This window comes from Neptuniibacter pectenicola (genome assembly GCF_001597735.1).
GTDB lineage: Bacteria > Pseudomonadota > Gammaproteobacteria > Pseudomonadales > Balneatricaceae > Neptuniibacter > Neptuniibacter pectenicola.
This window is the reverse complement of record NZ_LUTS01000001.1, coordinates 446700-469735: the sequence shown is the minus strand read 5'-3', so window position 1 is coordinate 469735 and position 23036 is coordinate 446700. Positions and strand designations below refer to the sequence as shown.

The following is a 23036-nucleotide window of genomic DNA, read 5'->3' as shown; positions in this document are numbered from 1 at the left end:
ATATGTCTTAAGCCGTAGCTTAGACTGCGGCTTTTTTATTTGTAAGGTCAGTTCTATTTAATGAATTACTCTTTTCCTGAAACACCTATATTGCTCTACCCCTCTCTTATTCATAAAGTAGGTGTTGAAGCGGCTGTGTTGTTAACGCTCTACCAGCAGCGTTTACAGCTCGAGGCTATGAATAGCCCCACGTCTGAATTTATTGTTTCTCGCCAGCAATGGTTGTTGCTAGCACCTTATTGGGATGAAGAGCGGTTGGCGCAGCTAACCAGTGTGCTTGTCGCTGAAGAGTATGTGGATATCGCTTTTTCTAAAGATGGGCGTGTCCGTGTTAAATTTATGCCGGTGTCTGAGACGGAAGAGAGTGAATCCGATGTTGAGATGGTGAGCCGGCTACCGGTTGTTGAGGAGTGCTCGATTGCGCCATCCTCCTCGTTTGATGAACCAGACGAGTTAGTCGTCGCTCACCCTACAGCACCACAAGATACCCCTTATTACCCCGATGCGACAGTCAGCACCTATCAAACAACATCTACCCCGAATGCAGGTCCAGCGCCGACCTTTGGTGGCAGTATTGGTTGGGCTAAAAAGGTGCGTCAGGGCGATGAATTACAAGTACTATTTCAGCAGCATGAGCAACGTAATAAACAGCTGCATGGTATGGAATTAGGATGGCAACCCTCTGAAAATCTATATGCGCTTTTACCTAGGCACAACATTTCGCAGCAGTTTGCGCTGAGCTGTTTAGACGAGTTTGTTCTATATTGGTTAGATAAAGATCGTAAAGAGACAAACTGGGATCAGAAGTTCTTAGGTTGGGTGAAACGGGAGTGGGTGAAGAAGCAAACTCAAGACGGTCGCCAACAACGTATCAATAACGAACAAAAAGCAGGTTTACGTCATGAAGACCCCCGCCGAGATACTCGCGAGAAGCGAAAACGGGTTACCGCAGCAGTCATGGACATCAAAGACACCGACTGGTGATGACAATGCTCGAGAGTTAAGCGTCGAAGTTAAAACCTTTGTGAATATGATCTTTGCTCGCTTTATGGCGATCTATGGGCATAAATTCAAAAGCTGTTTTGAAACGCAAGATGAGATCCGTATAGCAAAACGTGAATGGGCGTTGAGCTTAGGTGGTTATACAGAAAATGAGCTGGTGGCGGCGATTGATTACTGTAAAGAAAACAGTGCGTGGATGCCGACTATATCTGAGTTTATCAAGGTCTTACGCAATTTAACCGGTGACTTTGGTCTACCGATCGCTAAACATGCTTATGAAGAAGCCTGTAATTTCTCAGAGAGTGCGTCCCATCATGAGTGGACCCACCCTGCGGTCTACCATGCCGGTAAAGCGACGGGGTGGTTTCGTTTACGCACTGAAGATGCTGTCGATGTGTACCCTGACTTTCGTTATAACTACGATGTGATCTGTCGCCGGATTCGTTCAGGCGAGCGCTTAGATAACCCGGTGCCTGTTGCGCTTCCCGATAAAAGCGATGATTCCCTCTTTTCCTTTATTCAATCTTGGGGCGCGGAGCATCAACTCAAACCTGAGGTCGCGAGTAAGTGGCTGTTCTATCTGACTAAACCTAAAGGGTCAAAAGTCCGCGAACGTTTCAAAGCACTGGCTCAGGTTGACGCTAATGCTATGGGGATTACCTTACCCGATGACTATCAGTCGTAGTGCATCGCTGCGATATAGGTGCTTACTCGTCGCTCTTGTAATCCGAGGCTTCGAGCGCGTGTTTTTTGAGTAACTTATAAAAGTCCGTACGGTTGCGGCCAGCTATTTTCGCCGCTTGAGTCACATTCCCCTCGGTGATCTGTAGCACTTTACAGAGGTACCGTTTTTCAAACTCTGCCCTTGCATCATTAAAGTTAGCAATGACCTGCTCTTGATTGGCCAATGCGCGATGAATCGCGGTGTCAGAGATAATGGGGGTGTTGCTTAAGGCGGTCACTTTCTCAATGATATTTTCGAGTTGGCGCACGTTGCCCGGCCATGAGGCTTGGGCCAATACTTGCAGTGCTGCGCTGGAAATGCTTTTAACTTTTGGGTTGTGTCGTAGTGCTGCCTGCTCGACAAAATAGCGCGCCAAGGGTGGAATATCCTCAGGGCGGTCTTTTAGTGGGGGCAGGTGTAGATTGACGACATTAAGGCGATAGAAAAGATCCTCCCTAAAGCTCTTGTCCTGCATCGCCTGTTCGAGATCTCGATGGGTTGCGGAGATAACGCGCACATCAACGGCAATGGTCTCCGTGCTACCGACGGGGCGAATATGACGTTCTTGTAGCACCCTAAGTAGTTTTACCTGAAGTGGTGTTGGCATGTCACCGATTTCATCTAGGAATAAAGTGCCGCCATTTGCCGCTTGAAACAGGCCCTCATGTTTGTTGACCGCGCCGGTGAATGCGCCTTTACTGTGGCCGAAAAGTTCGGACTCCAGTAGTTGTTCTGGCAGCGCACCACAGTTGATCGCAATAAAAGGTTTTTTACAACGGGAGCTGGCTTTGTGGATCGCATTGGCGAGTAGCTCTTTACCACTCCCGCTTGCGCCCGTGATAAGGACGCTAACGTCTGATCCCGCAATCTGTTCTGCTTCTTGGAGCAGTTGCTCCATAGTCTGGCTGCGGCTAATGATGTTGTTACGCCATTCGCCTTCGCTGCGGCTGGTGCTGGCTAAGGCCGCTTCAATGTTTTGCATGAGCTGATCACGGTCGATCGGTTTCGTTAAAAAACCAAATACCCCCTGTTGGGTGGCCGTTACGGCTTCGGGGATCGATCCGTGGGCGGTAATGATGACAACGGGCAGTTGTGGGTACAGACGTTGAACCTGCTTAAACAGCGCCATGCCATCCATACCTTCCATACGCAAGTCGGTCACGAGGAGGTCGATCTTTTCGCTTAACACCTCTAATGCTTCTTCGGCGCTTTCGGCGCAGCTGATCTGGTAGCCACTGGCGCTTAAACGCATGGATAATAATTTAAGCAAGGAGGCGTCATCATCGACTAAGAGGATATGAGGTTTCATTCCTGATTCTCTCTATCTTTGCTGAGATCAGTCTCTATTTGGGTTAAGGCATCTATTTTTATCTGCAAGGTTTTGTTTTCTTGTAGTAGGTTATCTTGCTCGGCTCTCATCCATAGCAGGGCAGAGGTTAGCTGATCCCTCAGGTCAAAGTACCGGTCACCAGGGCAGGCTTTATCTGGATAAAGTACAAACTTAGCATAATAACGTTTGGCTTGTTGTAACTGCTCTTTTGAGGATAAAGGGGTGGATAGAAGCAGTGCGAGCAGGGTCTGATCTTTATCCCGGATCGCGTTTTGCATTATACGGCTGCGGCGCTCTGGGTTTTCTAAGAACAGTTTTTCTATTTTTTGTAAGCGATCTAAGTTTGCCGCTTCAATGCGACAGCTTTTCTGTTCCGAAATGGGTTCTACTTCAACCGGCGGTTTGGTCTCCTGTAGTTCGCAACCTTGTAAGATAAGTAGACATAAAATAATGGGTAGAGATCTAATCATTAATAGGGTGCTCCGAAATGGGAAGGCAAACGCTAAAACCAACGCGATGATTTTCATTTTTGCTTAATGTCACTGTTGCGCCTAAGGATTCGGCGGCATCATGGACAATACTGAGGCCTATGCCTGAGCCTTTGACCGGCCCTTGCCGTCTATTTTGGCCTTGATAAAACGGTTCAAATAGCAGCGGAACATCTTTAAGGGGGATGGTGGGTCCATCATTTTCTACATGAATGAGGCAGTGCTCGTTAGTGTGTTCGATGCTGAGTGTTAGATCACCTTCGTTGCTGCCATAAAGAGCCGCATTGGACACTAAGTTACTAATAATACGTACCAGCATCGCTCGATCGGTGGTCCATTCATGCTCTTCTTTAGGCAGGGTTAGGTGTATCTTTTTTTGCTCAAGCAGTAATTTGTACGGCTCAATCGCTTCTATGAAAACGGGCAGTAGTTTTACCGGGTGGAAGTTAACGGACTCATTTTGATGTAAACGGCTGTAGTCCAGTAACTGTTCAATTAATGACTGTAACTGCCTTGAGTTGCTTTGTAGTAGTTGAGTGACTTCCATCTGGCTTTGATTTAAGGGGCCCGTAATCTGGTCAGCTAATAGATCAGATCCCTCGCGTAGCGTGGTGAGGGGGGTCTTTAATTCATGGGACATGTGACGTAAGAATCGCTGTTTTTCGTTTTCTACTTCTGCCAGGCGTTCGGTCAGCCAATCAAGCTGTTGTTCAAGTTCGACGAGTTCATCCGGCCCACCGACCATCGCGCCAGTATATTCTTCACCTGTACCTAAGGCTTGTATTCGGTCAGCAATCCGGCGAACAGGGCGAATAATACTAAAACTAAAAAACAGAATTAAGAGCATCTCGATGACAAGTAAAATCAGCGCGAGGGTACTGAGTTGCGTTTGTGTGTGTTGGGCGGTTGAGTTGAGTGCTTGTAACCGTTGATCAAGAATCAGGTCCACTTGCTGGTTTATGTCGCGTGTAAACCCGAGCAGGTTGTTAGCGTCTTCCGCGTTCGATTGTTCAATATTGTCTAATAGCGCGTTTATTTGGTTAAGCTGTTCCACTTTTGTCAGTATAAAACTGTGGATAGAAAGCTGTTCCCGGTAATCAAGCAGGTTCTGCGTTAAGCGTTGTTTGATCTCTGGTTTGGCTAGAATCTGGTATTGACGTGCTGAACGGGTAATGTCTTCTGCAAGGCCTTCTAAGCGTTGTCCGCGTCGCGTTACCTCTAATGCTTGTTTTGCAAGCACACGCCCCTCTGCTGATTGCTCAACAAGCGCATCGGTTGCGTAGTAGATTAAGATGCCGAACGGCGTGACTACGACTAAAAATGAAAGCAGCACTAACTGTTTTAGTGAACTTAAGCGCCAACCGCGCCGATTGTGATTAGACATTTAATAGGACATTTAATTAAACAAGTGTATGACTATTATCCATGAATAGGCCTTTAATAGGGTAGTGTTTCTATCTATTTTCGTTAGTCTGGGGTTTATGACGAGAGGGGGGGCTAGGAGCCCTAAGGGGACTCCTAGCCTGTTGAATAGAGCTGGCGGCTATGTTTGTGGACATGGATGCTCTACCCAACCGTTACTAGAAGGAGGGGGAATAACCAACTGAGGCTGTCTCGGAATCAGTTTAAGCTGTTCCCCCGCAAACCAGTGAACCCGTTACAACGCTTGTAGGGAAGCCATTACGATATAAGTACGTGTTGGCGTAGCGTTGACTTGAAGCTGTGAAAACTCATCGGGACTTAGAAAGCCATCTCGATTGGTATCGATTTTATCGAAACCTTTAACCAGCGCAGGGGATACTTGCGCTTCTTGAGGGCTAACCTTGCCGTCTTTGTTTTCATCTAGCTTTTCAAAAATACTAGGCGTTTTCGGTTGCTCATTCGTCATAACATCAGGCTGAGCGTCTGTAGCGATAAGTGTGTCCGCTACGACGATCGATGATGAAATGGTGAGCAGTGAAGCAAGTGCCCATGTCGTTATCTTCATGCCTTATCTCCTAAAAAATAAGTGGTAATCAGATTAAGATTTAGTACGTGGGCGAGTGAATTCTTCAGGGCTCAAGTAACCATCTTTGTCGGTATCAACTTTGTCGAAGCCTTTAACCAGTGTAGGGTAGTTTTTTGCTTCTTCTTGGCTGATTTTTCCGTCTTGATCGACATCTAATTTATTAAAAACTTTTTTCTCTTTAGGTTGTTCGCTCGTGATAACTTCAGTTGCTGGTGCAGCCTGTTCTACGGCTGTTGCTGGTGCTTCTTCTGCAAGTGCAGCGGTTGAAGAAACGGCGATTAGTGAAGCAAGTGCCCAAGTAATTGTTTTCATCATTCATCTCCTAAAAAAATAAATTATTGCGATTCGTAGGTTTAAATTCGAACTAGATATATCAAGCTTTGTGCCATGTTTTTAAATTACTTTAAAAAACAATAAGTTATTGTTGTTTTGAGCGGGGTTGTAAGGAGGGGCATTTGAATCGGTGGTGAAATGATATAAATACTGTCTCTGTTTGGAGACAGTATTTGATTAATAAATATACTTTTTCTTTTAAAACAGTAGCTTACGAAGTTACCAAATGGAGACAACTAAAATATAGAGACCGATGAACGGCGTGTGAACGCTTTAATATAGCTGAGTATCAGGCTCTATAACGACGTTGTTAGATAAGCGCCCAAGGTGTTCAATTTCGACTGTTACATTGTCACCGGGCTTTAGGTAGCCTCTGGGCTTCATGGATACGCCTACGCCTGAACAGGTGCCTGTTGCAATCACATCGCCGGGCATTAATGTGCAGACAGTGGAGATGGTTTCAACCAAAGCATAGCAGTCAAAGATAAGGTGTTTGGTATTGGAGTGCTGCCTTAGTTCGCCATTGACCCAGGTTTTTAGCTCTAATTGGTGTGGGTTAATAGGGTCGGTTGTTATCCACGGTCCTATAGGTCCGTGGGTATCAAAGGATTTTCCTAAGGTCCAGGTGGGGGATTTGATTTGCCAGTCACGTACAGATACATCATTGACGATGGTATAACCCGCGATCACGCTGTGGGCTTTATCGTAAGGGACATGCCGACATTGTTTGCCGATCACTAAGGCTAACTCCCCCTCATAATCGAGCTTTTCTGATACTAAGGGGCGGTGGATCGCTTCGTTATGACCAATAATACAGCTAACCTGTTTGTTAAATAGGCTAGGAAAGGTCGGTGTGTCTAGCCCTGTTTCGGCAATGTGATCCGCATAATTAAGCCCAACCCCTAAAAACTTTTGTGGATTGAGGATCGGGGCAAGTAACTGGACCTCTTCTACAGGAATATCGGCTTTTCCTGCTAGGGAAAAGAGTTTCTCTTCTAGCGCTTTACCGCCCGATAAAAAATGGGCCATCTCTTGGGGGATCGATAGGTCCAACCAGGCGGGAATGATGCTGTTGTTGTGGAGAATACCGACAGAGGTTTGTTCTTTATGTTTAAAGGTGACTAACTTCATTGGATGGTTCCCGTAGGGTTTCAAGATGAATGGCTTATGTTCACCCAAATTTATTCGCTAGGGTAGAGAAAGTCGCATGATTTAAAGAATTAAATGGCGAGGTTTATTTATCGGTTGACGGCTAGGAGGGGGAGTGACCGCTGATAAACGCAAAAATTAAAAAGCTTAGGGCAACCTAATTGATGGGTTCATCAACTAGATTACAAACGCCTCTAGGCTGTTATTAATTAGATACAGGGGAGTGGAGTGCAAAGAGAAGGTTTTTAATCACGGCTTCATATTTGCGCTGGTCTGGACGTTTACTGCTTAATACACGCAAGCCCCAGATATTCGTCATCAGATACGTTGCAAGATCTTGTGCATCTTTTTGCGGGTCAATCTCACCTTGTTGCTGAGCCTTGATAAGCGTGTCACAGAAATGCTGCTCCACTTTATCTAGATACATACCCACACGTTCTCTTATTTCATCATCTTCTGTGGCTAGCTCCAACATGGTATTGATCATGAAGCAGCCTTTGCCGATCTGATCTTTTTTTAGCTCATTACAAAAAATGATAAAAAAGGATTCTATATTCTGGATGGGTGATCCAGGTTTGCCCAAAACGGTTTCGATGCGTTCGAGGCTTCGGACACAGTATGTATCGAGCGCTTCCACAAATAAGCCGCGCTTGCTGTGAAATGCACCGTAAAGGGACCCCGGTTTAAGCTGGGTCGCTTTGACAAGATCTGTAATGGAGGAGGCGTTATAGCCTGTTCTCCAGAATACGTTCATTGCTTTTTCTAATACGTCCGTGCGATCAAACTCTGCTGGCCTTGCCATGTTTTGCCCTCCATGAACTATTGGCTTATTATCAGCATTCAATCGGTCTCAAGCAACACCCATATGACTTTCTTTAAGAATAGCTATCTGAAATACCCATTTATTGTTGTTATAAGCGGCCTAGTTTTAGCGGGTTGTAAGCCCAAACCAGCTGACCTGCCTGATGAGGAACGCCCCCTGTTTCGTCGAGGAATCGTCTCGTTGATGGGGGATGAATTGAAGTTTCAAGCCTGTTATGTAAATAAAGACGAGTTGATCAGTGACCATACCGGGAAATTAAAGAAACGGTTTGCTCGTACCGCCGCCCCCGTTTTTTATGCAGAGTTGACCGGCGATCACATGGTGCCGGGCGAGCCTTGGCAGGTTCATCAAGTGCATTTAATGGGGGGGAATCAATCTACCTGTGGCTACGAGCTATCAGATAATGAATACCGCGCCGCGGGGAATGACCCTCTATGGATAGCGGACATTCGAGAGGACGGCCTTTATGTGCAAGATTACGGCAAGCTATCCCAGTTAATTTTCCCTAGAAAGCAACCGATGAGGAGTGGCAGTGGTTTTGAATGGCATGGCCAACTGGAAGGGACTGAATCCTTTTCAGTGACGTTAACGCTGGAGAAACGCTGGTGTCGGGATCAGTTTGATATTGATTATGAATACAGCAGCCGTATGATATTGAATGGCAAAGTGTTTACCGGTTGCGCACGGCAAGGCAATTTAGAAAAACGCACATTACCGGGCCTATATACGTCGCTATTAGCGGGGGCTAATGGTTTGGATCGCTTCGTCTCACTGGATTTAGCATCCGATAAAACGGCTATATTGACGCAAGATTATAGAAACAGTCAGCCTTTGATTTTACAAAAAGGGACATGGAAGCACCTTAGTAAAGGCAAAATCTTAGTGCACTTAACTGAAATTGATGGCCGTGAAGATAATGAGTTACTCATTTTTCAGCGAGATAAGCGGGGTGGTTTGGTTGTCAAAGGTTATAGCTCCACTTATGGGAGCAAAGGCCTCAGGTTAGAACGTGCTGGACCCGAGCGAGTACATCGTCGGTTTAATCGTTGAGAAGGGTATCTTTTGCTTGGTTTATCTTTGCGGCTAAGTAATCACTGCCACCGCGATCGGGGTGGTTCTTTTGCATAAGGCGGCGATGGGCCGCGATAATTTCATCCTTACTGCAGCCGGGTTTTAAGCCTAAAATATCATAAGCTTCACGTACCTGCTGCCGGCTATATTGGGTGTTGGGCCCTGTCCGCTTCTGACCGCCTTCACGGTTGTGCTTTTCCTTACGCTGTTTATTCCAAATGTTCAAAAAAGGTAGGGCTTTCAGCAGGAACGGTAGCAGGTGGCGAGTAAAGGGTAGTAAACCGGCCACTAGGGCGGCGATCCAAGGGAGGCGTCCGGTAATGGCCATGAGCACAATAACGAGCGCACCAAGGGCAAGAATAATCGTGACTATGGCCGTCAGTCGTTTTCTTTTTGGCAGTGAGCGTAACCACAAAATAACGAGAAATGTGATGCCAATTAATAGGACAAAACTGATCGGATTCACAGGTTACCTTTTGGAGCGGCGTTGTTTATGGACGAACGTACAATGTTAAGCATATACGAACATAATAAACGCCTCTGAATCTAGGGGCAAACCTTCTCTACTCCCTTGGCTATAAGCTGTCCGTTTGGGGATAGACGCTTCAGGAATAATCACTATTTTTTTGCCTAAGTAGGGACAGGTTTCAATCGATCGGTTACTATGCTAGCAAACATTTAAATGGAGTTTAAAACGGTGCGTAAAGTTATTATTGCCGGCGCAGTTATTGCTGCTGGAACAGTTGGTTACATGGTCAGTCAGCAAGGTGATTTAGGTTCGTCTTCTGAATATTCCCCTATAGCATACGTGCCAGCAGATAGTGTTATTTTCTCAGGCCAGTTTGAGCCTTTTCCTCTTAAAGATTACTTAAGCTCAACGATGTTTGCGCAAACAAACATGCCTGATGATCTGCTTGAAGAGTTGGATGATAGTGATGATCCGAAGCAGCGTTTCTTAGCGAGTTTAGTGACATCATACTTTACTGCGGCGCGCTCTGTTGAAAGTTTCCAGACCACGTTCGGCCTTCCTGACCAAATTAAAACCTTTGTATATGCCGTTGGTTTTATGCCGGTTGTGCGTTACCAGGTAACGGATGAGCAAGGTTTGTGGGCGGTTTTGGATAAAGCTGAACTGGATAGTGGCTTTAAGCACGAGGCGCGTACATTAGGCGAATTTAAGTACAGAGCTTACACGTTTGACGATACTGAAAAGGGTGAGTTCTTTGAGGTCGTCGTTGCCTATGAAAATGGTTGGGCGACGTGGACCATTAATACCCATGCGAATACACCGTCTGATTTAGCGCTCGCATTGGCTCAAACTAAACCTGAAGCCTCTTTAGAGGCTGCAGGCGTGTTGGAATCTATTCAAAAGAAACATGGATTTATCGGTTCAACACTGTCTTATGTCGATCATAAAGGGATTGTGACTGCACTGACTACGGCAGAGGGTAATCGATTAGCTGCGATGTTAACTAAAGCCATGGAGATGGATGGAAGTGCAGCTGAGCTCGACGATATTCGTACACCCGAATGTCAAGCGGAGATGGGTGCGATTGCGGCTAACTGGCCACGTACAGTGGCTGGGGTACGTAGCGCCGATGATTTAAAAATCACGCCTGAACGCAGCTATATGAAAGCGGCATTAGTGGTAGAAAGCAATAACCAAGTTGTGTTGGATGCGCTCACCTCAATGCAAGGCTTTATTCCCTCTTACCTGAACGAAACTCAAGTGTTTGGTATGGGCTTAGGGGTCGATGCGAATAAGCTAGGCCCAGCGTTATCGTCAATTTGGAGCAATATGCTTGAGCCAAGTTATACCTGCGCACCCTTAGTGGAGATGCAAGCCGGTATGCAGGAAGCAAACCCTGCAGCTTTAGGTATGTTTACTGGTATGGCGCAAGGGGTTAAAGGTGTTGCCTTTGGTGTCCAAGATTTCTCTATCTCTATGGACACGGCAGAGCCTAAGCTTAATTCCTTAGAGGGTATTATCTCTTTGAGTGCAGAAGAGCCTGCAGTTCTCTTTAATATGGCTAAAGCGTTTGCACCGCCATTGGCACAGATTCAATTGCCTAGCGATGGAAGCCCGATTGACCTGTCTACAATTATACCGCTGCCTGCCGAACTTGATATTAAACCGATGCTGGCGCTAAAAGGTAAGCATTTAGTGGTTTATAATGGTGCAAAAGGTGAGGCGACGGCTAATCAGTTGGCAGCAGAAACCATTGAAAGTAATGGCTTACTTAACTTCTCTGTTGATTATAAAAAGATGCTTCAACCCCTATTGCCTGTTTTAGCGATGGCGGGTGATCCAGAAGTGACTGAGCAGTTAGATGCACTTAAAAATATAGATATGCGAGTGAAGATGGATATTCATCTGAACGCTCAAGGTATTTTAGTTGAGAGTGAAGCGGATATTAAAGCGCCGTCTAAATAAGCGCTAACGCTGACCTGCGTAAATAAAAAGCCCCCATGTGTTTGCATGGGGGCTTTTTTTGTATAGGAGGGGTTTAAGCGCTTTCTACCGCGTCGTCACCCATATAACGCTTTCTCTTTTTCGCCTTAACGAACTCAATATCTACAAGCACTAGGCCATCAATACAGTAGTTAAAGTCAGCATCAACGCCAAAGTCGAGGAAACGGACACCGCCCTCTTCGCAGAGCTCACTGTATTGTTTATAGAGCGTAGGCACACTGACGCCTAAAAACTCTAACTGTTCCTTTAGTACTCTAAAGTCCGCCTTGTAGTGATCACCACAAAAGATGCGATCCATTGTTTCCAGCGCGTCCTGATCTAGCACATAGGGCGCGAATGAATGGCCGAGATCTTCGTTATCATTAAAATAATGGCTGTAGAACCATACCAGCATATCTTTAGCGACGCGTGGATAGCTGTTACTTAAACTAACGGGACCAAACATGTAACGTATCTCAGGGTGTTTTCTTAGGTAAGCGCCGAGGCCGTACCAGAGGTAATCTAAGCTACGTTTACCCCAATACTTGGGTTGCACAAAACTTCGACCTAGTTCAATCCCTTGTTCAAAATAGGGCTGCATCTGCTCACCATATTTGAACAGCGTTGCACTATAAAGGCCGGTGTCTTCTGCGGTTGGATTCATTTTTCCCGCTTCCGCTAAGCGGTATGCGCCTGCAATTTCTAGCTCATCTTCATCCCATAGAATCAAATGTCGATAGTATTGATCATATGAATCGAGATCTTTTTTATCTCCAGTCCCTTCGCCTACGCAGCGAAACGCGATCTCCCTAAGGCGTCCAATCTCTTGGATAACAGCTGATTCTGCTTTGTAGTCAAAGAGGTAGATCTTTTTTCCATCGCTGGTCTCACCCAGCAACTCCGATTCCCTTAACTCGTGTTTTAAGTTCTGTCGATTTTGCGGGTGGGCAATCGTTTTTTCAGTGAGGAAAAGCGGCTTTTTGTTTTTTGCGATGCGGTAAAGATGCTTTTTAAGCAGCTTCGTTTTTTCTGCTGTTGAGACCGGTACGGCATCTATCTGGCTAAAGGGGATCGGCTCCCCGACGCGCATAGGGATCGTGACCGAGCGTTTGTTAAACATCTCCCTCGCTAACATCAAGGTGGAGAGGGTTTTATTAATATAAGAGACACTATAAAACAGCGAGGAGTTTTTGCCGCCAATGAAAATGGGTAGAACCGGTGCATTGGCTTTACGTGCGAAACGGATAAATCCACTGTTCCATTTGTCATCCTTAACACCGGTGATCCCAGCTCTGGAGACTTCGCCTGCGGGAAAAACAATAATGGCCTGTTCCTGATGGAGTGCATCGACAATGCGCTCTATATCACGTTTACGTGTGCCTTTTCCGAGGTTATCTACAGGCAGGAACAGGTTTTTAATCGGGTCAAAGTTCATCAGAACATCATTGGCGACTATTCTTACATCGCGTCTGACTTCGCCAACCATCTTCAGCAAGGCCAGTCCGTCTAACGCACCTAGAGGGTGATTAGCAACAATCACAACGCGACCAGAGGAGGGGATATTGGCGCGATCATGATTACTGATGCTGTAACCAAAATTGAAGTAGTCCAGAACGCGCTCAATAAACTCAAACCCCGTTGCATCTTTATTGATGTCGAGAAAGCTGTTGATCTCATTTTCATGGACCAGCTTTTTTAGCATGAAAAGCGCTGAGCGTTTGAACGGCGCTGGCTTATCGGTAAACGCTGGGTATTTGCTTATAAGTGCCTTCTCTACGTTAATAGTAGGCTCTTTTATGATGAGTGTATTTTCATGTGTATTCATAACGTGAAAAATATAGGTGAGTTAAGTGACTAACTCTTTACAGAAGTATGACGGTTTGATGACGCCCTAAAAATAGATTTTCAGCGTAGGCTATTTTTAATATACTACTGTATATCTAAACAGTATTGGGTGGTGTGTATGCAACGGAAGATCATTCACTGTGATTGTGATTGTTTCTTTGCTGCGGTTGAGATGAGAGATAACCCGGAACTTAGGTCGATTCCCATAGCCATTGGCGGTAGCGCTGATCGGCGAGGGGTTATTGCTACCTGTAACTACATGGCACGGGAGTTTGGGGTGCGGTCAGCCATGTCCACTGCCCATGCATTGAAGCTGTGTCCACATCTACGGGTGGTCTCTGGGAATATGGCGAAGTACCGTGAAGTGTCACAGCAGGTGATGAATATCTTCCTTGAGTACACCGAGATTATTGAGCCGCTCTCGTTAGATGAAGCGTTTATTGATGTGACGGGTTCGCAGCACCTTCAGGGCAGCGCTACCCTAATAGCCGATGAAATAAGACGCCGCGTGAAAGAGGAGGTGGGTATCTCGATTTCGGCGGGCGTGGCCCCGAATAAGTTTTTGGCCAAGGTGGCGAGCGACTGGAATAAGCCAGACGGCATCTATGTGGTGCTGCCTAATCAAGTGGATGCGTTTGTATTAACGTTGCCGGTTAAAAAAATATCGGGCGTAGGTGAAAAGACCGCTGAGAAATTAAAAAAGATCGGGGTAGAAACCTGTCAAGATTTACGTGCTAAGTCGCTTGCTGAGTTGGTGGAGGGGTTCGGTGCGTTTGGTAAACGCTTATTTGACCTATCTCGTGGTGTTGATGAACGTCCCGTTAAAGTCAGCCGAATTAGAAAATCGATCAGCGTGGAGCACACCTATCCTCAGGATCTTGCCGACCTAGAAAGCTGTATCGCCCAACTGCCCGTGTTGATGGAGGAGCTTGACTTGCGCTATACAAAACTGAAAGAAGCGCGTGCTATTACAGGGGTTGTTGTCAAAGTTAAGTTCTTTGATTTTGTGCAAACCACGGCAGAGCACACAGTTACCTACCCTGATATAGCACACTTTAGACAGTTGTTAATCGATGCCTTTAATCGAGGTTTACGACCCGTTAGGCTTATAGGGGTAGGGTATAGATTAGCAGATGAGGGTAAAGATCAACCTTTACAGTTAAGCTTATTAGGCGACTATTAAGACACTATACGACATGTTGAGCCTTTGAGGGGATGTGTATGACATCGGACTGCAGCAGTATTGATGATTTAAGGGTGCGCTTAGCTATATATGCTTCCGAATATAGGTTAGGTGAGTTTCGGTGGCTATATCGCTGCTGTGAGCTTGCCCTGCGTGCGCTTGAACAGGGTAATTATGGTGTCGGGGCGGTCTTAGTTGATAGGGATAGTAACTTACTGGTTGAGGCTGGTAATCAGGTGTTTAGTGAGGGGTTTGATTCGTCAGCCCATGCAGAGATGAGAGTGATCGATCAATTTGAGCGTATGTACCCCAATTATCCTGATCGCAAAGGGCTGCAATTGATCACATCATTAGAGCCTTGCCCTATGTGTTGTGGGCGAATTTTAGCCGCTGGAATCGGTCAAATTATCTATTTATCACAGGATAAATCAGGTGGCATGATGTCGCATTGCGATAACTTACCTGCCGCGTGGGTCAACCTTTCCCAACTTATTGTTATAAAACATTTTCACAAACAACATGAGCTTTCTGATTTAGCTCAAGATATTGCAGCTGCACAGATGGGGGTGCTAAGGGAAAAACTTATGTTAATTATTCGTTCCTGATGCCTGAAATTAGACGCTGCATTTGCTATACTCCCGCGCTTCGCAAGTCTGGTTAAAAAAGAACCAGTTTTTAACTGAGGTGATAAATGATTCAATTGCTTGTGTCGCGTACACAATCACTTAAAAGTGACATTCTGTCTGGACTAACCGTTGCACTCGCATTGGTTCCTGAGGCAGTTGCGTTTGCTTTTGTTGCCGGTGTTGACCCTTTGGTCGGTCTTTATGCCGCGTTTATGGTTGGTCTTATTACTGCGACTATCGGTGGGCGTCCTGGGATGATCTCTGGTGCGACCGGTGCGCTTGCGGTTGTTATGGTGAGTTTAGTTGCAGATCATGGGGTTGAGTACCTTTTCGCAACGGTCGTGCTGATGGGGATATTCCAAATATTGGCGGGTGCCTTTCGCTTGGGTAAATTTATCCGTTTAGTACCGCATTCGGTTATGTTGGGATTTGTGAACGGGTTGGCAATTGTTATTTTCCTTGCCCAGATGAAACAGTTCCAATTTACGGATAGTGAAGGTGTTATTCGATGGTTGCAGGGTGAGCAGATGTTCATCATGTTAGGCCTGATTGCCTTAACGATGGCGATTATTCACTTTTTGCCTAAAGTTACCCGTGTTATTCCCTCTACACTTGCGGCGATTCTTGCTGTGACATTACTGGTGATGGGATTAGATCTAGATGCCCGTACGGTGCAAGATGTTTTGGCTGATATGTCGGGTAATGTTGACGCGACAATTGCCGGTGGGCTTCCTCAGTTCCATATTCCAATGGTGCCGTTGAGCTTTGAAACATTTAAGATCATCGTACCTTATGCGCTGATTCTTGCCGCTATCGGTTTGATTGAGTCGTTGCTAACGTTGACCTTGATCGATGAGATTACGGAAACACGTGGGCGGGGTAATAAAGAGTGTGTCGGCCAAGGCGTGGCGAATGTGGCGACAGGCTTTTTTGGCGGCATGGGTGGTTGTGCCATGATTGGTCAGAGTATGATTAATATTAACTCTGGCGGCTTTGGTCGTGCGTCAGGTATCTCTGCCGCGTTATTTCTACTCACCTTTATTCTTGTGGGCTCCCATCTTATTGAAGTCATTCCGGTGGCTGCGTTAGTGGGCGTGATGTTTATTGTTGTTATTGGCACGTTTGAGTGGGCGAGTTTGCGTTTATGGGGCAAAATTCCACGTTCTGATCTGATTGTCGTTATTGCGGTTACGGGCGTAACGGTGTGGCAGGATTTAGCTATAGCCGTGATTGTGGGTGTGATTATTTCTGCCTTAGTGTTTGCGTGGAAACATGCGAGCCATATGTCGTTTGTTGTACGTGATGAGTATGACACTAAGGTTTACTTCCCTAATGGGCCGCTTTTCTTTGCGTCGATTCATACGTTTCGTGATCAGTTTAATCCTAAGCTAGATCCACCTGAAGTCATTGTCGATTTTGCCAATTGCCGCGTTGTCGATCATTCTGGCATTGAAGCAATAGAATCGTTAGCTGAACGTTATGTAAAGGCGGGTAAAGAGCTTAGTCTACGTCACTTAAGCCCTGAATGTCGTAAGCTTTTAAATAAGGCGGGCAGTCTGGTGGAAGTGAATATGATTGAAGATCCAAATTATAAAGTGGCCGATGACCGTTTAGCTTAAGGGTCTAAAGGTTCATAAAAAAGCCCGGGTATAGAGTCAGCTCTTATCCGGGCTTTTTGTTGTTATGAGTTATGACGTAAGTGCTTGGCCTTGAAACTGAATGCCAGCCCAGCCCGACTTCATGAAATTACGAATGTTGCCGTGATCGTCACCTTCGGGAGTATTGAGTACATCTTGATAAAAGCGACCGAAGCATTTGAGTGTTGTGGTTTCATCTAGATTATTTAACTGAGCAAATGCAAAAATCTTACAGCTTCCCTCATTTTGCCCCGCATCATTATTGATCGTACCGTTTGTGAAAGCGGTTGGGGTGTAACTATAGTTATCTTTGATTACTTGCATTGTATCTTCAAAATCTAGCTCTGAGCTGTTGTCGAGCTTTGCTATAAAATCATTCAGCGTCATCGGGGTTTCATCCTCTTTCGTAATCGTCAGGCGGAAAATGATCTTAGTGATATTGACCAAATATGCAATAGATTGATGGGGGTCAGTTATAAATGCATTTCTGAGTATTATCTGTCGTTTCTCCCTGCCAAGGTGTTTCTTTCATCTAGACTGAAGGTGAGGGAGGGCTTTATTAAGAAGTCGGTTCTCTGAAGATAGACCATTAATTTAAAGCGAGGCTGCGTCATGTTAACTTACAACGAATGTCTTGAAATGAGTGGACTCTCTGTTGGTGAAGTCAATGCCATCGCTGAGCATGAACATGTAGACCCGATCATTGCTGTGGCGTTAGGTAATTACTTAGTCGAGCATGAGGGCGAAGATAAAATCAAAAAGATCATCTTAGATGATATGGCGCACGCAGAGCGTTGTGGAGATGAAGCACATGCTAAGTTGCTTCGACGCGTCATGGAACATTTTATTGCGGTTCACGCGTAGGCGTTATCTTACAGTAACAGAGGGCCGGATGAGGCCCTTTGTTTTATCTGCTATAAACGGCTTTCTGTAATGAGGATAGTGAGTAGGGTTTGCGTACTTTCCGCTGCATCATGCCCGAGTGGCGTTAGATAACCACCATCGTGTTGGGTAATCAGCCCTTTATCAAATAGTCTTTGGGTGGCCGCAATGACTTCCGGTTGTGCCGAGGAGTGGACTTTAATTCCCTCCTGCGTGGTATTTAGGTTGAATAGGTTTAATACGTTCAATTCCTGCATTATTTCTTCGTTGTATGGCATATACGCTCCTGAATTATTCACGGGAAGATCTTTATAGCAACTGTCTAAAAGTTGCTTACAACGACGTACGTGTGAACAGCATAGACTTAATTCTTGCTAAATATAAGCCTTCAGTAATCAACAGGTATATTTATCTATGCCGAGGCCGTGATCGGGAGGAACGTTAGGAACTGTATTGAGGTGCTATAAGCGAGCAGGGGGAGGGTAGAAACAAAAAAGCTTACAAACCTTATCAGGTTGTAAGCTTTTTAGGTTGCACTGATAGTGAGTGCTATTTAATGCGCATTCCTGGTTGTGCACCGTCATCTGGACTTAAAATCCAAATATCTTCACCACCGGGACCTGCGGCTAATACCATGCCTTCAGAGACGCCAAATTTCATTTTACGGGGCGCAAGGTTGGCTACCATAACGGTTAGCTTTCCTTCTAAATCTTCAGGTTCATAAGCTGATTTGATCCCGGCAAAAACATTGCGTGTTTCGCCGCCCAGATCAAGGGTCAGTTGCAGAAGCTTGTTAGCGCCTTTGACATGTTCTGCTTTAGCGATGCGTACGACACGCAGGTCAACCTTGGCAAAGTCAGGGAACTCAATGGTTTCTTCGATGGGCTCATCAGTCAGTGGTGTTGACGCAGCGGGAGGCGTTGCTTGAGCCGTCGCAGCTTCTATCGCTGTTTTTGTGTCATCAAGTATGGCTGCAATTTTGTCTTCGTCAACGCGCTGCATCAGCGGCTTAAATTTATTGATTTTATGGCTGAGTAGAGGCGCTTTAATGCTATCCCAGCTGATATTGTCGATATTTAAAAATGCTTGGGTGTCTTGAGCAACCTGAGGGAGTACCGGTGCTAAATAAGACACAATAACGCGGAACAGGTTGATACCCATTGAGCAGCAATCTTGTACTTCCTGCTCTTTGCCTTCCTGTTTCGCTAAGACCCAGGGTTCAGCGGCATCAATATATTGATTTGCTTTATCAGCGAGGGCCATGATTTCACGCATCGCTTTACCAAATTCACGCTTTTCGTAAGCCTCTGCAATGAGCTCTCCTGCGGCGATCGCTTCATTATAAAGCTCCGGCTCGGCTAACTCTGCAGACATTTCACCGTCGAATTTCTTTTTAATAAAGCCCGCACATCGAGATGCAATGTTAACGACTTTATTAACAAGATCTGCATTGACGCGCATACGGAAGTCTTCAAGGTTTAAGTCGATATCATCGATACCTGAGCTTAATTTAGCGGCAAAGTAGTAGCGTAGGTATTCTGGACGTAGATGGTTTAGGTAAGTCTCTGCCATGATGAACGTGCCACGGGACTTGGACATTTTTTGCCCGTCAACCGTTAAGAAACCGTGACAAAAAACACCGTTAGGCTTACGGAAACCAGCACCTTCAAGCATTGCAGGCCAGAATAGGGTATGGAAATACGCTATATCTTTACCGATAAAGTGATAGAGCTCGGTTTCTGATGATTCAGACCAATACTCATCAAAATCTACATTGTTTTTGTCGCACCAGTTTTTAAAACTGGCCATATAGCCGATCGGTGCATCCAGCCATACATAGAAATATTTACCGGGCGCATCGGGTATTTCGAAGCCCCAGTAAGGCGCATCACGTGATATGTCCCAGTTTTGCAGACCCGATTCAAACCACTCATTGAGCTTATGGATCATCTGCTCCTGTACGTGGTTATCTACCCATGAGCGTAGGAAGGTCTCAAAGTTGCCCAATTTAAAGAAATAATGTTCAGATTCTTTTTCAATAGGCTTGGCGCCAGAGACGGCAGAGTACGCGTTTTTCAGATCGACAGGGCTGTATGTAGCACCACATTTCTCGCATGAATCGCCATACTGATCTTTCTCGCCACACTTGGGACAATCGCCTTTTACGAAACGATCAGGGAGAAACATCTCTTTTTCAGGATCATAGGCTTGGGTGATTGTTTTCTTATCGATATGCCCACCCTCACGTAAAGCGGTGTAGATGTGGGAGGCAAAGTATTTATTTTCTTCGGAATGTGTTGAGTAGTAGTTATCAAACCCAACCATAAAACCAGAAAAATCACGTTGATGTTCAGCGCTTACATTATCAATCAGCTCTTTCGGAGAGATACCTAATTGATCGGCTTTAAGCATGATCGGCGTGCCGTGGGCATCATCCGCGCAGACGTAAGTACATTGATTACCCCGAAGTTTTTGAAAACGAACCCAAATATCGGTTTGGATATATTCCACTAAATGGCCTAAATGGATAGGTCCGTTCGCGTATGGAAGGGCGCTAGTAACAAGAATTTTACGTTTGCTGTCAGTCATGGTCTGCCTGAAAACCTGAAATCATTGAAATAAGGAGGGCAGATTCTACGCTTTTTCGTGAATTATATGAACCATTATGAGTGGGGATTCTACAGAGGGTTGGAGAATTAGCGGCTTACAACAGATTTGCTACCGTGTTACATCCATGGTGAGTTCGATGAGTGGAGGGTGGCGTCTACAAGACGTGGATTGTTGTTATTTTGTACATGAGTTTCCATCTGTTAAACTAGAAGACGCATTGTCATGCGATTTAGGTACTATTTCTTCTGTTTTTCATTCTGAATAGTTTTCATGTAGGTGTTTAGTTTCTGGACAGGGTTGGAATAGCCAGCTAAACATATATTGAGAGAATGACGATGTTATCAAGGAAAGATTGATGAATTGGATGGTTTTTTTATGGACGCGCAGATGACATCCCAGCAACTACAACCTTCAGCTATTTTTTGTCAGACATGCCCGCAAAGTGTTCGTTTGGGTAGAGCTGTGTCTGATATTACCGATTGGCACACGGTTTCAGTGACCCGCTTAGACGAGTTATTAGCGGCGCTGGATAATAATCACGTTGATGTACTTGTTTTACCTTTAGGCGATAACCCTACACAAACACTTGAGCTCTTAGCAAAAGTGATTGAAAAACACCCCAGCGTTATTCGGGTGGTTTTATCCGATTATCTAACACCGATGCAAACCGCCAGAACCTCCGAGTTAGCGCACCATTCGTTACCCTTAGATTGCACATCTGAGATGCTAATAGAGGATATATCTAACAGTATTCATGTATCTGGGTTGATCAATAAACCAGCAGTGAAGGAGTATATTACCTCGCTACAAGCACTGCCTGTACTACCCGAGGTGTATGAAAAGCTCAATCGCGCGCTCAGTTCAGAGCGTTCAAGCGCGCGTGAAATTGCTCAGATATTAGAGCAGGACCCCGTTATGACGGCCAAGATTATGCAGTGGGTTAATTCTGCATTTTTTGGTTTAAGCCGGAATATCAATAGAATTCATGAAGCTGTGACGATTCTAGGTGTCAGAATGATTCGTGATTTAGTGCTGACATCCCATCTATTTGATGCCTACCCTCAGACGGATGTATGGAAAAGTTTCTCGTTTAAGCAGATCCACCAGCGCTCGATGGCCGTCGCGCGAGCAGCTCAGCATATAGCGCGTTCAGTCAAAGCGGATCGGCATGTGCAAGCCCAAGCTTTTTTAGCGGGTTTACTCCATGATTTTGGCATATTGGTGTTGGCAAGCCATAACCCTGCCGATTACCACCGTATTATTAGTAAGGCGAGCTTAATGGATCAGCCTGTTTATGCGATTGAAAAGCTGGAGCTGGGGGTGACTCATGCTGAAGCGGGTGCATATATGCTGGCTTTATGGAACTTGCCGCCTAAAGTCGTTGAAGCCGTACTCTTCCATCATTTTCCTAAAGCCAGTCCTGGCAATGGTTTTACGCCGTTGACCGCAGTTCATGTGGCCGATGCGCTGTTACCTCCTGCAACAAGCGTTGTGGGGTGCGATATGTCGAGTCGCTTGAGTATGGATTATATTAAGCGAATAGATATGGAAACTGAGTTGGACCATTGGCAGTTGATTACCGCAGATTACCAAGCTCAAGTCGGGTTTGTTTGAACCGGTGGTTTTAGCGCGCTAGCTTTATCTGCGGTTAGTGTTTTGCCTAAGCCCTTCATACTGTTAAAATGCGCGCACTTTTTTGTGGGCGCATTTTTTGTGTCTATAGCACTTATTTTAGAGGCGTAAATGTCAATCTCAGTTGTCGAACCTGAACAGTATGAAGCTCAACTTGCGGTTAAAAAAGCCGGTGTTGAATCGCTTTTTTCTTGTTTTGATCTACCCGAACTCGAAGTTTATGAATCGCCACGTAGCCATTATCGTATGCGCTGTGAGTTCCGTGTTTGGCATGAAGATGATGACCTTTTCTATGTGATGTTTGAGAAGGGTAATAAAAACGTCCGTATACGTATAGATCACTGCCCAATGGTGGCTGAACGTATTCACGATATGATGTTCAAACTGCTTGAAGAGATACGCCCGAGTGACGTATTACGCCGCAAGCTGTTCCAGATCGACTTTTTGAGTACATTGAGTGGTGAGCTGTTAGTCACGCTTTTATATCATCGTCCTTTAGGGGATGACTGGGTTGAGGCGGCAAAAAAATTAAAAGACAAGTTTAATATCCAGTTAGTGGGGCGCTCGCGCAAAGCTAAAATCTTGCTAGATCAAGATTTTGTGATAGAAACGCTGGATATTAATGGTCGGGATTATATCTATAAACAGGTAGAAAACAGCTTTAGCCAGCCGAACGGTGAAGTTTGCCGACATATGATTAAATGGGCGCTTGATGCGACTCAGGGGGCCGGTGGCGATATGGTTGAACTGTATTGCGGTAATGGTAACTTTACCTTACCTATGGCGCAGAACTTTCGCCGAGTGGTCGCGACCGAGATCTCTAAAACCTCTGTACGTGCGGCTCAATTTAATATTGAAGCGAATGCTATTGATAATGTTGATGTGGTCCGCATTAGTTCTGAGGAGTTTTCCCAAGTGCTCAGCGGTGCGGTTGAGAAGCGTCGGACAAAAGACCTTGGTTTAGAGAGCTGTGATTTCACAACCGTCTTAGTAGACCCACCGCGTGCTGGGTTAGATGATGATACAGTGAAACAAGTGCAGTCCTATGACAATATTCTTTATATCTCATGTAACCCAGATACATTGAAAACGAATTTGGAAACACTGACTCAAACTCATGTTTTAAAACGGTTTGCGATTTTTGATCAGTTTCCCTATACCGAACATCTAGAATGTGGCGTGTACCTTACGCGCAAGTAACGTAAGGACTTTATGGTACAGGGTGGTTCAGCTGAGATAGT

23 protein-coding genes are annotated in these 23036 nt (G+C 45.4%); 11 read left to right on the top strand and 12 right to left on the bottom strand.

The features are described from left to right. Positions 1-60 precede the first annotated feature (60 nt). Entirely contained in the window at positions 61-984 is a 924-nt protein-coding gene (locus A3773_RS02095; RefSeq protein WP_067982382.1) for a DnaT-like ssDNA-binding domain-containing protein, read from the top strand. Next, the gene (locus tag A3773_RS02090; protein ID WP_082800516.1) at positions 902-1687 is read left to right on the top strand and encodes a replication protein P; all 786 of its coding nucleotides are present in this window, start codon (positions 902-904) and stop codon (positions 1685-1687) included. Before A3773_RS02095 ends, A3773_RS02090 begins: the two co-directional genes overlap by 83 nt. A gap of 22 nt (positions 1688-1709) precedes the next feature. On the opposite strand, the gene A3773_RS02085 is transcribed toward A3773_RS02090, so the two are convergent. The 7 genes from A3773_RS02085 to A3773_RS02055 form a co-directional block, all read right to left on the bottom strand. Next, the gene (locus tag A3773_RS02085; protein ID WP_067982376.1) at positions 1710-3035 is read right to left on the bottom strand and encodes a sigma 54-interacting transcriptional regulator; all 1326 of its coding nucleotides are present in this window, start codon (positions 3033-3035) and stop codon (positions 1710-1712) included. Then, complete coding sequence (locus A3773_RS02080) at positions 3032-3526, bottom strand: hypothetical protein (RefSeq protein WP_067982374.1); 495 nt, start codon at positions 3524-3526, stop codon at positions 3032-3034. The genes A3773_RS02085 and A3773_RS02080 overlap by 4 nt, the downstream gene beginning before the upstream one ends. Then, a complete protein-coding gene (locus A3773_RS02075; RefSeq protein ID WP_067982371.1) occupies positions 3519-4928 on the bottom strand; it encodes a HAMP domain-containing sensor histidine kinase in 1410 nt (469 codons plus the stop codon). Before A3773_RS02075 ends, A3773_RS02080 begins: the two co-directional genes overlap by 8 nt. Before the next feature lie 273 nt (positions 4929-5201). Beyond that, on the bottom strand, positions 5202-5531 hold the full coding sequence (locus tag A3773_RS02070; RefSeq protein WP_067982369.1) for an EF-hand domain-containing protein: 330 nt from the start codon (positions 5529-5531) through the stop codon (positions 5202-5204). Positions 5532-5564: 33 nt separating this feature from the next. Next, positions 5565-5867 carry an EF-hand domain-containing protein gene (locus A3773_RS02065; RefSeq protein WP_082800515.1) on the bottom strand — a complete coding sequence of 101 codons (303 nt, stop codon included), beginning with the start codon at positions 5865-5867 and terminating at the stop codon, positions 5565-5567. A 291-nt stretch (positions 5868-6158) separates the two neighbouring features. Further along, the gene (locus A3773_RS02060; RefSeq protein ID WP_067982364.1) at positions 6159-7016 is read right to left on the bottom strand and encodes a fumarylacetoacetate hydrolase family protein; all 858 of its coding nucleotides are present in this window, start codon (positions 7014-7016) and stop codon (positions 6159-6161) included. 223 nt (positions 7017-7239) lie between these two features. Beyond that, positions 7240-7836, bottom strand: a complete 597-nt coding sequence (locus A3773_RS02055) for a TetR/AcrR family transcriptional regulator (RefSeq protein WP_067982360.1) — start codon at positions 7834-7836, stop codon at positions 7240-7242. A 63-nt stretch (positions 7837-7899) separates the two neighbouring features. Here A3773_RS02055 and A3773_RS02050 point away from each other — a divergent pair, with 63 nt between their 5' ends. Next, positions 7900-8907, top strand: coding sequence for a COG3650 family protein (locus A3773_RS02050; protein ID WP_156473418.1), 1008 nt, complete (start codon positions 7900-7902; stop codon positions 8905-8907). Here the strand turns inward: A3773_RS02050 and A3773_RS02045 are convergent. Beyond that, a complete protein-coding gene (locus A3773_RS02045; RefSeq protein ID WP_067982356.1) occupies positions 8897-9394 on the bottom strand; it encodes a DnaJ domain-containing protein in 498 nt (165 codons plus the stop codon). The two genes, A3773_RS02050 and A3773_RS02045, sit on opposite strands and share 11 nt — an antisense overlap. Positions 9395-9610: 216 nt before the next feature. Between A3773_RS02045 and A3773_RS02040 the strand changes: the two genes are divergently transcribed. Continuing rightward, positions 9611-11362, top strand: coding sequence for a hypothetical protein (locus A3773_RS02040; protein ID WP_067982353.1), 1752 nt, complete (start codon positions 9611-9613; stop codon positions 11360-11362). A 73-nt stretch (positions 11363-11435) separates the two neighbouring features. Here A3773_RS02040 and olsF read toward each other — a convergent pair whose 3' ends face one another. Continuing rightward, entirely contained in the window at positions 11436-13205 is a 1770-nt protein-coding gene (olsF, locus tag A3773_RS02035) for a bifunctional ornithine lipid synthase OlsF (protein ID WP_067982350.1), read from the bottom strand. A 138-nt stretch (positions 13206-13343) separates the two neighbouring features. Here olsF and dinB point away from each other — a divergent pair, with 138 nt between their 5' ends. The 3 genes from dinB to A3773_RS02020 all read left to right on the top strand — a co-directional run bounded on the left by dinB (position 13344) and on the right by A3773_RS02020 (position 16653). Further along, positions 13344-14408 carry a DNA polymerase IV gene (gene dinB / locus A3773_RS02030; protein WP_067982347.1) on the top strand — a complete coding sequence of 355 codons (1065 nt, stop codon included), beginning with the start codon at positions 13344-13346 and terminating at the stop codon, positions 14406-14408. A 38-nt stretch (positions 14409-14446) separates the two neighbouring features. Continuing rightward, positions 14447-15013: a nucleoside deaminase gene (locus tag A3773_RS02025; RefSeq protein WP_067982343.1), complete on the top strand. Its 567-nt coding sequence runs from the start codon at positions 14447-14449 to the stop codon at positions 15011-15013. 86 nt (positions 15014-15099) lie between these two features. Beyond that, positions 15100-16653 (top strand): SulP family inorganic anion transporter, encoded by a 1554-nt coding sequence (locus A3773_RS02020; RefSeq protein WP_067982339.1) that lies wholly within the window; start codon positions 15100-15102, stop codon positions 16651-16653. A gap of 69 nt (positions 16654-16722) precedes the next feature. Here A3773_RS02020 and A3773_RS02015 read toward each other — a convergent pair whose 3' ends face one another. Further along, complete coding sequence (locus A3773_RS02015; protein WP_067982337.1) at positions 16723-17058, bottom strand: HopJ type III effector protein; 336 nt, start codon at positions 17056-17058, stop codon at positions 16723-16725. 225 nt (positions 17059-17283) lie between these two features. Here A3773_RS02015 and A3773_RS02010 point away from each other — a divergent pair, with 225 nt between their 5' ends. Continuing rightward, positions 17284-17535, top strand: a complete 252-nt coding sequence (locus A3773_RS02010; RefSeq protein ID WP_067982334.1) for a hypothetical protein — start codon at positions 17284-17286, stop codon at positions 17533-17535. Positions 17536-17585: 50 nt separating this feature from the next. On the opposite strand, the gene A3773_RS02005 is transcribed toward A3773_RS02010, so the two are convergent. Further along, positions 17586-17831, bottom strand: coding sequence for a TIGR02647 family protein (locus A3773_RS02005; protein ID WP_067982331.1), 246 nt, complete (start codon positions 17829-17831; stop codon positions 17586-17588). A 271-nt stretch (positions 17832-18102) separates the two neighbouring features. Then, positions 18103-20142: a methionine--tRNA ligase gene (gene metG / locus A3773_RS02000; RefSeq protein WP_067982328.1), complete on the bottom strand. Its 2040-nt coding sequence runs from the start codon at positions 20140-20142 to the stop codon at positions 18103-18105. A 76-nt stretch (positions 20143-20218) separates the two neighbouring features. Here metG and A3773_RS17760 point away from each other — a divergent pair, with 76 nt between their 5' ends. The 3 genes from A3773_RS17760 to trmA all read left to right on the top strand — a co-directional run bounded on the left by A3773_RS17760 (position 20219) and on the right by trmA (position 22995). Continuing rightward, positions 20219-20428 carry a hypothetical protein gene (locus A3773_RS17760; RefSeq protein ID WP_156473417.1) on the top strand — a complete coding sequence of 70 codons (210 nt, stop codon included), beginning with the start codon at positions 20219-20221 and terminating at the stop codon, positions 20426-20428. Positions 20429-20538: 110 nt separating this feature from the next. Next, positions 20539-21777, top strand: coding sequence for a response regulator (locus tag A3773_RS01995; protein WP_067982325.1), 1239 nt, complete (start codon positions 20539-20541; stop codon positions 21775-21777). A gap of 129 nt (positions 21778-21906) precedes the next feature. Then, a complete protein-coding gene (trmA, locus tag A3773_RS01990) occupies positions 21907-22995 on the top strand; it encodes a tRNA (uridine(54)-C5)-methyltransferase TrmA (RefSeq protein ID WP_067982322.1) in 1089 nt (362 codons plus the stop codon). Positions 22996-23036: the final 41 nt, after the last annotated feature.